General features: G+C 49.4%; 9 protein-coding genes and 1 tRNA gene. 9 read left to right on the forward strand and 1 reads right to left on the reverse strand.

The window, feature by feature from the left end:
• Positions 1–79: 79 nt before the first annotated feature.
• Positions 80–154 (reverse strand) — tRNA-Arg (locus QW71_RS19745).
• A gap of 331 nt (positions 155–485) precedes the next feature.
• Here QW71_RS19745 and QW71_RS19750 point away from each other — a divergent pair.
• The 9 genes from QW71_RS19750 to rnr all read left to right on the forward strand — a co-directional run.
• A complete protein-coding gene (locus QW71_RS19750; RefSeq protein ID WP_039302419.1) occupies positions 486–1,538 on the forward strand; it encodes a sugar-binding transcriptional regulator in 1,053 nt (350 codons plus the stop codon).
• 116 nt (positions 1,539–1,654) lie between these two features.
• The gene (gene gap, locus QW71_RS19755; RefSeq protein WP_039302421.1) at positions 1,655–2,665 is read left to right on the forward strand and encodes a type I glyceraldehyde-3-phosphate dehydrogenase; all 1,011 of its coding nucleotides are present in this window, start codon (positions 1,655–1,657) and stop codon (positions 2,663–2,665) included.
• 117 nt (positions 2,666–2,782) lie between these two features.
• Positions 2,783–3,964: a phosphoglycerate kinase gene (gene pgk / locus QW71_RS19760; protein WP_039302423.1), complete on the forward strand. Its 1,182-nt coding sequence runs from the start codon at positions 2,783–2,785 to the stop codon at positions 3,962–3,964.
• A 31-nt stretch (positions 3,965–3,995) separates the two neighbouring features.
• Entirely contained in the window at positions 3,996–4,751 is a 756-nt protein-coding gene (gene tpiA / locus QW71_RS19765; RefSeq protein WP_039302428.1) for a triose-phosphate isomerase, read from the forward strand.
• 2 nt (positions 4,752–4,753) lie between these two features.
• A complete protein-coding gene (gene gpmI, locus QW71_RS19770) occupies positions 4,754–6,298 on the forward strand; it encodes a 2,3-bisphosphoglycerate-independent phosphoglycerate mutase (protein ID WP_039302431.1) in 1,545 nt (514 codons plus the stop codon).
• A gap of 58 nt (positions 6,299–6,356) precedes the next feature.
• On the forward strand, positions 6,357–7,643 hold the full coding sequence (gene eno / locus QW71_RS19775; protein ID WP_039302434.1) for a phosphopyruvate hydratase: 1,287 nt from the start codon (positions 6,357–6,359) through the stop codon (positions 7,641–7,643).
• A gap of 293 nt (positions 7,644–7,936) precedes the next feature.
• Positions 7,937–8,200 carry a YesK family protein gene (locus tag QW71_RS19780; RefSeq protein WP_039302437.1) on the forward strand — a complete coding sequence of 88 codons (264 nt, stop codon included), beginning with the start codon at positions 7,937–7,939 and terminating at the stop codon, positions 8,198–8,200.
• Positions 8,201–8,345: 145 nt separating this feature from the next.
• A complete protein-coding gene (gene secG / locus QW71_RS19785; RefSeq protein WP_039302440.1) occupies positions 8,346–8,579 on the forward strand; it encodes a preprotein translocase subunit SecG in 234 nt (77 codons plus the stop codon).
• A gap of 231 nt (positions 8,580–8,810) precedes the next feature.
• Positions 8,811–11,030, forward strand: a 2,220-nt coding sequence (rnr, locus tag QW71_RS19790; RefSeq protein WP_052770094.1) for a ribonuclease R, incomplete at its 3' end; no start/stop codon positions are given.

An 11,030-nucleotide genomic window follows, 5' to 3' on the forward strand; every position in this document is an offset into this window, starting at 1 on the left:
CAAAAAAAAGAGCCATCATGCGGCTCTTTGGTTAAATATAATATAAGCATTGCTAAATTATGTACAAAAGTGAAAATAATGGCGCGCCCGCCAAGAATCGAACTTGGATCTCAGGCTTCGGAGGCCTACGTCATATCCATTGGACCACGGGCGCAACAGAAATTATTATAATACACTTATCGAATAAAAGCAACGTGTAAAACCCGTCGTGCAAAAAAATAGTTTTTCCGGCTCCCAGGCAGATGATAGCTTCCCACCTGACAGTCAGGTGCTGGAGGTTTTCAGGCATGCAATTAAGGGCGTGGTTACCTCTCACAGACCGGCAGATGTATAAGATGAAACCGGTCTGAGAATTATAGTCTCGGAACACTTGCACTCCGCGTCAGTTTTGGGTAGAATATGGGTGGGACTTAAAAAGTTAACCCGGGACATTTTGAGACCACGAACAAGGGAAAAGAGAAAGACGAAGTTGCAGGAGTGAAAGCATGCGTAATTTATTGGAAATCCAAAAGCAGCTTCTGCCTGATCTCATGGAAACCCTTAAGAGACGGTATACGATTCTACATCAGATCATGCTGTCCGATATTATTGGGCGCAGAACGCTTGCCGCCTCGCTTGATATGACCGAGCGGGTGCTGCGCGCCGAGACGGATCTTCTGAAATCGCAAGGGCTCATTGAGATCGAGAGCGTCGGCATGCGCATTAGCGAAGCCGGGCGCAGACTGCTTGACCTGCTGGAGCCGATCGCCAAGAGCCTCTTCGGCCTGGATGATCTGGAAGAGAAAATTCGTACTACGTACGGTCTCAGTAAAGTAGTTGTTGTACCTGGCGACTGCGAGACCTCACTGTTCACCAAACGTGAACTGGGGCGTGCAGGTTCGAAGGCACTGCTCAGTGTACTGCGCAGTGACGACACGATTGCCGTCACAGGCGGATCGACCCTGGCCGAAATGGCCGATCAGTTGACCCCGCCGCTATCCCTTTCCTATAAGAACGCCTGGGTAGTTCCGGCGCGCGGAGGACTGGGAGAGAGCATGGAGATCCAAGCCAACACCATTGCTTCGACCATGGCCAAACGGATTGGTGCCAATTACCGTCTGCTGCATGTGCCTGATCTGCTCAGCGGTGATGCCTATCAGTCGCTCGCACTGGACTCCAATATTGGAGAGATTGTGCAGATTATCCGCAGATCGCGTATTATTGTGCATGGAATTGGCGATGCCATTGAAATGACTCACCGCCGCAAGCTGGACCCCGGTACAATCTCAGAGATTCAGGACGAGGGTGCGGTAGCCGAATCGTTCGGATATTATTTCAATGAGAATGGCGAAGTGGTTCATACCATGCTGACCATGGGGCTGCGCCTGGAAGACATTATCCGTACAGAAGTCGTCATCGGTATTGCCGGCGGCAAACGCAAGGCTAAGGCCATTCATGCGATGCTGCGGTTCGGCCAAGAGGATATTCTCGTAACAGACGAGGCGGCTGCTGTCGAAATCGGCAGAGAAATCGACAAACAGTTGCAGCAAGTCCTATAGATTCCATTTTATGGGGCGCGCGCGAAGGTATTATGCATTATACTTAACCTTGTTGTCTTGACGAGCCTCACGGCTTGTCTTGAATAAATAAAACGAAATCTAGGAGGAACTATTCAATGAGTGTGAAAGTTGGTATTAACGGTTTTGGACGTATTGGACGCCTTGCATTCCGCCGTATTCAAAATGTAGAAGGTATCGAAGTGGTAGCAATCAATGACTTGACTGACGCTAAGATGCTTGCTCATTTGCTTAAATATGATACAACTCAAGGTAAATTCCAAGGCGATGTTGAAGTTCACGACGGCTTCTTCAAAGTTAACGGTAAAGATGTTAAGGTTCTGGCGAACCGCAACCCTGAAGAACTTCCTTGGGGAGAGCTTGGCGTTGATATCGTTCTGGAATGCACAGGTTTCTTCACAACTAAAGAAGCAGCTGAAAAGCACCTGAAAGGCGGAGCTAAGAAAGTAGTTATTTCCGCTCCAGCTACAGGCGACATGAAGACTGTTGTTTACAACGTTAACGATGACATCCTTGACGGTAGCGAAACAGTAATCTCCGGCGCATCTTGCACAACGAACTGTCTGGCTCCTATGGCCAAAGTTCTGAACGACAAATTCGGTATCATCGAAGGCTTGATGACTACTATCCATGCTTACACAGGTGACCAGAATACACTTGATGCTCCACACGCTAAAGGTGACTTCAGACGTGCCCGCGCTGCTGCTGAGAACATCATCCCTAACACTACCGGTGCTGCTAAAGCAATCGGCCTGGTAATTCCAGAACTTAAAGGCAAACTTGACGGTGCAGCACAACGTGTGCCTGTAGCTACTGGTTCCCTGACTGAGCTGGTTACTGTTCTGGATAAGAGCGTAACTGTTGAAGAAATCAATGCAGCTATGAAAGAAGCTTCCGATCCAGAAACTTACGGCTACACTGAAGATGAAATCGTATCTTCCGACATCAAGGGTATGACTTTCGGTTCCCTGTTCGATGCTACACAAACTAAAGTTCTGACTGTTGGCGACAAACAACTGGTTAAAACCGTTGCTTGGTATGACAATGAAATGTCCTACACTGCACAGCTCGTTCGTACTTTGGAAAAATTCGCTAAACTTGCTCAATAATACCGATTTTATATAGGCAGTACAATAGAGCGGAAACAATGAAAGTCTGTTTCCGCTCTTTCTAAATGAAATGGATTCGTGAATGAACCAATTTTGGGTGTGGAGGAAATGTTAATCATGAACAAAAAAAGTGTCCGTGATGTAGAAGTAAAAGGCAAACGCGTATTCGTGCGTGTAGATTTCAACGTGCCAGTGGAAGACGGTAAGATCACTGATGATACCCGTATCCGCGAAACCCTTCCAACAATTAAATACCTGATTGAGAACGGTGCAAAGGTCATTCTGGCCAGCCATATGGGCCGTCCTAAAGGTGAATTCGTCGATTCCATGCGGTTGACTTCCGCAGCTGTCCGTCTGTCCGAATTGCTCGGCAAACCGGTAGCCAAAGCTGATGAAGCGATTGGCGAAGCGGTAAAAGCACAAATTGCTGAACTGAACGAAGGCGACGTGCTTGTGCTTGAGAATGTCCGTTTCTATAAAGGTGAAGAAAAGAACGATCCTGAACTGGCTAAGCAGTTCGCTGAACTGGCTGACCTGTTCGTCAATGACGCATTTGGTGCGGCTCACCGTGCCCATGCTTCGACAGAAGGTATCGCTCACTTCCTGCCTGCAGTATCCGGCCTTCTGATGGAGAAGGAACTGTCCGTTCTGGGCAAAGCCCTGTCCAATCCTGAACGTCCTTTCACTGCGATCATCGGCGGATCCAAAGTTAAAGACAAAATTGACGTGATCGACAACCTGCTGACTCTGGCTGACAACGTATTGATTGGCGGCGGCCTTTCTTACACCTTCACCAAAGCACAAGGTTACGAAATCGGAAATTCTTTGGTAGACAACGACAAAATCGAAGCGGCGCTTGGATTTATCGAGAAAGCCAAAGCACTGGGCAAAAACTTTGTGCTTCCGGTTGACGTAGTTATCGCTGACAAGTTCGGCGCAGATGCCAACACCAAAATTGTAGATGTGACTGAAATTCCTGCTGGCTGGGAAGGTCTGGACATCGGTCCAAAAACCCGTGAAATTTACGCCGATATCATCAAAAACTCCAAGCTGGTTGTTTGGAACGGACCTATGGGCGTATTTGAAATTGATATCTTCGCTGAAGGTACAATTGCCGTAGCCCAGGCTTGCGCAACTACCGAAGGTTACACTGTTATCGGTGGTGGTGATTCCGCAGCAGCTGCTGAGAAATTCCACCTCGCAGACCAAATGGATCATATCTCCACTGGCGGCGGCGCATCACTCGAGTTCATGGAAGGTAAGGCACTTCCAGGCGTAGAAGCACTGAACGACAAGTAAGACGTAGAGTAGAAGGAGGCAATCCATTACTATGAGTAGAACACCTATCATTGCCGGCAACTGGAAAATGTTCAAAACTGTTCCGGAAGCCGAAGGCTTCATCGCTGAAATCAAAGGCCAGGCGGAAGTTGAAGGCGTAGAGACTGTAATCTGCGCACCTTTCACTAACCTGCCTGCACTTGTTGCAGCGGTACAAGGCACCAGCATCAAAATTGGTGCTCAGAACCTTCACTTCGAAGATAACGGTGCTTACACAGGCGAGATCAGCGGTGTAATGCTGAAGGATCTCGGCGTGGAATACGTTATTATCGGCCACTCCGAACGCCGTGCATACTTCGGTGAGACGGACGAAATCGTCAACAAAAAAATGCATGCGGCATTCCGCCATGGCATTACTCCAATTGTCTGTGTAGGCGAAAAGCTCGAAGAGCGCGAAGCGGACCAGACTAAAGATGTATGCAAAGTGCAGACTGAAGCGGCATTTGCCGGCCTTAGCGCGGAACAGGCAGCAAGCGTAGTTATCGCTTATGAGCCTATCTGGGCTATTGGTACAGGTAAATCCTCTACTTCCCAGGATGCTAATGAAGTTATTGCTTACATCCGTACCCTTGTAAAAGGCTTGTACGATGAAGCAACTGCTGAAGCTGTCCGTATCCAATACGGCGGCAGCGTGAAGCCTGAGAATGTAACGGAGTACATGAGTCAAAGCGACATCGACGGCGCTCTAGTCGGCGGTGCCAGCCTGCAGCCTGCTTCCTTCGTTTCACTCGTTGAGGGGGCGAAATAAGAATGTCAGCACCAAAACCTGTAGCTCTAATCATCATGGACGGGTTCGGTTTGCGTAACACGGAAGAAGGCAACGCAGTTGCCCAAGCCAACAAACCGAACTACGACCGTTACCTGAAACAATATCCGAACACTACACTTACCGCTTGCGGCGAAGCTGTAGGTCTGCCGGAAGGACAAATGGGTAACTCTGAAGTAGGGCACCTTAACATCGGCGCAGGCCGGATCGTATACCAGGATCTGACCCGCATCGATAAGTCTATCCGTGATGGCGAATTCTTCGAGAACGAAACGCTGGTTGCTGCGGTGAGAAGCGCCAAAACAACCGGCAAAAAACTTCACCTCTATGCACTTGTCTCCGATGGCGGCGTGCACAGTCACATCAACCACCTGTTCGCCATGCTCGATCTGGCCAAAAAAGAAGATTTGCATGAAGTTTATATTCATGCCTTCATGGATGGCCGCGACGTACCACCCGACAGTGGACAGAAGTTCATTCAGGACCTGGTAGCCAAGATCGAAGAGGTTGGCGTAGGTACGATTGCTACGGTATCCGGACGTTATTATGCCATGGACCGTGACAAACGCTGGGAACGTGTAGAGAAAGCTTATCGTGCAATGGTGTATGGCGAAGGCCCTAAATATACCGATGCACTTCAGGCAATCACTGGATCTTACCAGAATTCTGTGTATGATGAATTTGTAGAGCCAAGTGTGATTGTAGATAGCCTGAATAACCCGGTTGCGACAGTGGAGAGCGGCGATTCTGTCATTTTCCTTAACTTCCGTCCTGACCGTGCCATTCAGCTGTCGCAAGTATTCACGAACTCTGACTTCCGCGGCTTCGACCGTGGCCCTAAGTTCCCTGAAGGTCTGCACTTCGTATGTCTGACAACCTTCAGCGAGACGGTTCAAGGCTTCGTGGCTTACTCCCCGAAGAACCTGGACAACACGCTCGGTGAAGTGCTGGTTCAGCAGAACAAGAAGCAGCTGCGTATCGCGGAAACTGAGAAGTATCCGCATGTTACCTTCTTCTTCAGCGGCGGACGTGATGAGGAGCTTCCCGGCGAAACACGCATCCTGATCAACTCACCGAAAGTGGCAACCTATGATCTGCAGCCTGAGATGAGCGCATACGAAGTGGCGGCGGCCTGCGTAGCGGAGATCGAAGCAGACAGACAAGATGCCATTATCCTGAACTTTGCTAACCCTGATATGGTTGGACACTCCGGCATGCTGGAGCCTACTATTAAGGCAGTTGAAGTAACGGACGAATGCGTAGGTAAAGTTGTGGATGCAGTAGTTGCCAAAGGCGGCGTTGCAATCATCATTGCCGATCACGGCAATGCGGATATGGTATTCGATGAGAACGGCCGTCCGTTCACAGCCCATACTACCAACCCTGTTCCTTTCATCGTTACGACTGAAGATGTAGTACTGCGCGAATCCGGTATTCTCGCAGACGTAGCACCGACAATCTTAGATCTGATGGGACTTCCGCAGCCTGCGGAAATGACCGGACAATCCATGATTGCCAGCCGCAAATAGGTATACCCTAAGTTACATTGTTACACTAAAACCAAAGTTAAAAGGAGATTAAACTTACATGACTATTATTTCTGATGTGTATGCTCGCGAAGTCCTTGACTCCCGTGGTAACCCTACTGTAGAGGTTGACGTTTATCTTGAATCCGGTGCTAAAGGCCGCGCTATCGTTCCTTCCGGCGCTTCCACTGGTGCTCATGAAGCTGTAGAGCTTCGTGACGGCGACAAATCCCGTTACATGGGCAAAGGCGTTCTGAAAGCTGTTGAGAACGTAAATGAAATTATCGCTCCAGAAGTAATCGGTATGGACGCTCTTGACCAAGTGGGCATCGACAAATTGATGATCACATTGGACGGAACTCCTAACAAAGGCAAGCTGGGCGCTAACGCAATCCTGGCAGTATCAATGGCCGTAGCTCGTGCAGCTGCAGCAGCTCTGGATATTCCTTTGTACGTATACCTGGGCGGATTCAACGCTAAAACTCTTCCAGTACCAATGATGAACATCATCAACGGTGGTGAGCATGCCGACAACAACATCGACGTTCAAGAGTTCATGGTTCTTCCTGTAGGCGCTACAAGCTTCAAAGAAGCTCTTCGTACAGGTGCAGAAATCTTCCACAACCTGAAATCCGTACTGCAATCCAAAGGCCTGAACACAGCTGTAGGTGACGAAGGCGGTTTCGCACCGAACCTTGGTTCGAATGAAGAAGCAATCACTACCATCATCGAAGCGATCGAAAAAGCCGGTTACAAACCAGGCGTTGACGTATTCCTCGGTATGGACGTTGCTTCCACTGAGTTCTACAAAGACGGTAAATACACACTTGCAGGCGAAGGTAAATCTTACACTTCCGCTGAGTATGTTGACCTTCTTGCTTCATGGGTTGAGAAGTACCCAATCATCACCATCGAAGACGGTATGTCCGAAGACGACTGGGATGGCTGGAAATTGCTTACTGAAAAATTGGGCGATAAAGTCCAATTGGTTGGTGACGACTTGTTCGTTACTAACACTGAGCGTCTGGCAACAGGTATCGAAAAAGGTATCGGTAACTCCATCCTGGTTAAGGTTAACCAGATTGGTACACTGACTGAAACTTTCGATGCTATCGAAATGGCTAAACGTGCTGGTTACACAGCAGTTATCTCCCACCGTTCCGGTGAATCCGAAGACAGCACAATCGCTGACATCGCTGTTGCGACTAACGCTGGCCAGATCAAAACGGGTGCTCCTTCCCGTACAGACCGTGTTGCTAAATACAACCAGTTGCTTCGCATCGAAGATGAACTGGGTGAATTGGCTCAATACAACGGCCTGAAATCCTTCTACAACCTCAAAAGATAATTTCTTTTGACCCTATATTTAAAGGGCCTGCCGAACTTCGGCAGGTCTTTTTTTGGATGATAGAACCGAAAGTGCAATGCGAACAGCGAGGTTGCCTCTGATGCTTCTAGTGGGTTATTCTATAATTGTATCAAAAGATAATTTCTTTTGACCCTATATTTAAAGGGCCTGCCGAACTTCGGCAGGTCTTTTTTTGGATGATAGAACCGAAAGTGCAATGCGAACAGCGAGGTTGCCTCTGATGCTTCTAGTGGGTTATTCTATAATTGTAGATAACTGGAAGGAGTGTGGGCATGAACGCTATTGTTGCGGGTATAGGTGTGGGGATATTTTTAATCATTCTCAGCTGGGTGCTGTCGCGGACCGGGCGCATGCGGAGCAGAGCTGTTTTTTATCCGGGGATCACTGGTTTACTGGGCAGTATGATATTGCTGGTTCTAAGTTTCACTGTAATTGGAGGCTGGGAGGGGATCGGGTATGCCTTCTTCTCTGTGCCTATATTATTAATCTCTGGTCTGTTGCTGCTCGTTCTTGTCTCCTATAGAAAACAAACCTGAGAATATTAATAGTAGCATATTGATAGAATGCGGTTTGTAAGGTTGTATTCAATCTATGGCTATGATAAAATAAGAATGCTGTTTATGAAACGGAAATTCCAATTTAGCATAGATAGTGATGCTTGGACGTAGGAGGTGGAAGTGAATGGATATCTTTTTGAAAGTGGTGCTTCTGATTTTTGCCGTAGGTCTGATTGCGGTCGTTCTTCTGCAAAAAGGGAAAAGCGCGGGTCTTTCCGGTGCCATCTCCGGCGGTGCTGAGCATCTCTTCGGTAAAACAAAAGCACGCGGTATGGAGCTTGTATTGCAGCGTGTAACGGTTGGATTGGCAGCCGGATTCTTCATTATGTCAATCGTTGTAGCCATTGTTATTGAGTAGTTTGCCTACTGTAAGCCTTCGCTCTGTTCTGAATGGAATAGGCGGGGGCTTTTTTGTATGCGGATTTGAGTGTTTGCACATCATAACAGGGATGCCCGGGATTGATTTCGTGTATACTAGGGTATGAAGTATATAAAGGTAAATTTTACTTGGATTTATTTGATGTGGGATAGGACAAGACATACATATATGCCAGCGGCATGAATGCTGCGGAGGGCCGAGGTGACGAAGATGATAACACAAGAAATTCTACTTGATTTCATGCGGGAAACCGCTTATAAACCGCTAACTTATGAAGAACTGGTGAGCCATTTCGCAATTGAGGATAGCGAGGTGTTCAAAGCTTTTGAGCGCCTGCTGATTGAGCTGGAAAAGGACGGCCGGATTATTCTGACCCGGGGTAGCCGTTATGGCGTGCCGGAACGTATGGATCTGCTGCGCGGACGGCTGCAAGCCCATGCGAAGGGGTTTGCTTTTCTGATACCCGATGACCGTGATCATCCCGATGTATACATCCATGCCAATGATCTGAAGGGTGCAATGAACGGTGACATCGTACTGATCCGGATTACCTCGAAGAGCCCGTCTGGCGGGCGTATGGAAGGCGAAGTAGAGCGGATCCTGATCAGAGGCGTATCGCAGACCGTTGGCGTATTCCAGAGCCTGGAGACGTATGGCTTCGTGCTGCCTGATGATAAGCGGATTAACCGGGATATCTTCATTCCGAAGCAGTCCTTCAAGGGAGCGGTTGACGGGGAAAAGGTCGTTGTCCGTATTGTGAACTATCCGGAAGGCCGTGCTGCGGCTGAAGGTGAAATTATTGAGATCCTCGGCCATAAGGATGACCCGGGCGTGGATATTCTGTCGGTTATCCGCAAGCATCAGCTGCCGGAGGCTTTCCCGGCTGAGGTGATGAAGGAAGCGGAGCAGGCACCCGATTCCATTACCGACGAGGAGATTATCCAGCAAGGCCGCCGCGACCTGCGCGGACTGAACATTGTCACCATTGACGGCGCGGATGCCAAGGACCTGGATGATGCGGTGAACGTTGAGCGTCTGGAGAACGGTCATTATAAGCTGGGCGTTCATATCGCCGATGTAGGCTATTATGTGCGTGAAGGCTCCGAGCTGGATAAAGAAGCCTATGACCGCGGCTGCAGCGTGTATCTGGTTGACCGGGTCATTCCCATGCTGCCGCACCGGCTGTCGAATGGGATCTGCAGCTTGAACCCGCAGGTAGACCGGCTGACCATGTCCTGTGAAATGGAATTTGACGAGCACATGAAGGTTGTGAAGCATGATGTGTTCACGAGTGTAATCCGTACTAAGGAGAGAATGACTTACTCCGATGTACGCAAAATTGTTGAAGATGAAGATCCTGAGCTGCTGGAGCGCTATGCTCCGCTGATCGGTGATTTCCGGCTGATGAAGGAACTCGCGATGAAGCTGCGAGATGCCCGGATGCGGCGTGGAGCCGTTGACTTCGACTTTGAAGAAAGCAAAATCATCGTAGATGAAGCAGGTAAGGCTATCGATATTGTGAAGCGTGAGCGTTCTGTGGCGGAGCAGATTATTGAAGAATTCATGCTCGCGGCTAATGAGACTGTAGCGGAGCACTTCCATTGGCTGAAGGTGCCATTCCTGTACCGGATTCATGAAGATCCGGACCCGGAGAAGCTGCAGAATTTCATGGCCTTCGCCGCTAACTTTGGTTACCACGTCAAGGGTCGCGGCAATTCCGTTCATCCGCGTGCGCTGCAGGATCTGCTGGAGCAGATTCAGGGCACCAAAGAGCAGACGGTGATAAGCACGATGATGCTGCGCTCCATGAAGCAGGCGAAATACGATGCCGAAAGTACGGGTCATTTCGGACTGGCGGCAGAATTCTATTCCCACTTCACCTCGCCGATCCGCCGTTATCCCGACCTTGTCATTCACCGCGTCATGCGTGAGGTGGTTGAGAATGGAGGAGCTCTGACCGAGAAACGTCATGAGTATCTGGCTTCGCGGATGCCGGATATCGCCCAGCAGTCCTCCGAACGCGAGCGTGTAGCGGTAGAGGCTGAACGTGACACTGAGCAGCTGAAGAAAGCGGAGTTCATGCAGGATAAGGTAGGCGAAGAATTCGATGCAATGATCAGCAGCGTGACCAGCTTCGGGATGTTCATCGAGCTGGATAACACTGTAGAAGGTCTGATCCGGCTCAGCGCACTGAGCGATGATTATTATCACTTTGATGAAGCCCACATGGCCCTCATCGGTGAGCGTACCTCCAAAGTGTTCCGTATCGGTGACGAGGTGAAGATCCGTGTGGCCAAGGTCAACATGGACGATCATACGATCGACTTCGAACTGGTAGATATGAAGCCGCGCGCGGCTGGCGACCACCGGAATTACGGCGGACGCGGCGGCAAAGGCGGACGCCCTGGTGCCGGCGGCGCCAGCAAGCCG

The organism is Paenibacillus sp. IHB B 3415 (assembly GCF_000802655.2).
Classification (GTDB): Bacteria; Bacillota; Bacilli; order Paenibacillales; family Paenibacillaceae; genus Paenibacillus_AQ; species Paenibacillus_AQ phytohabitans.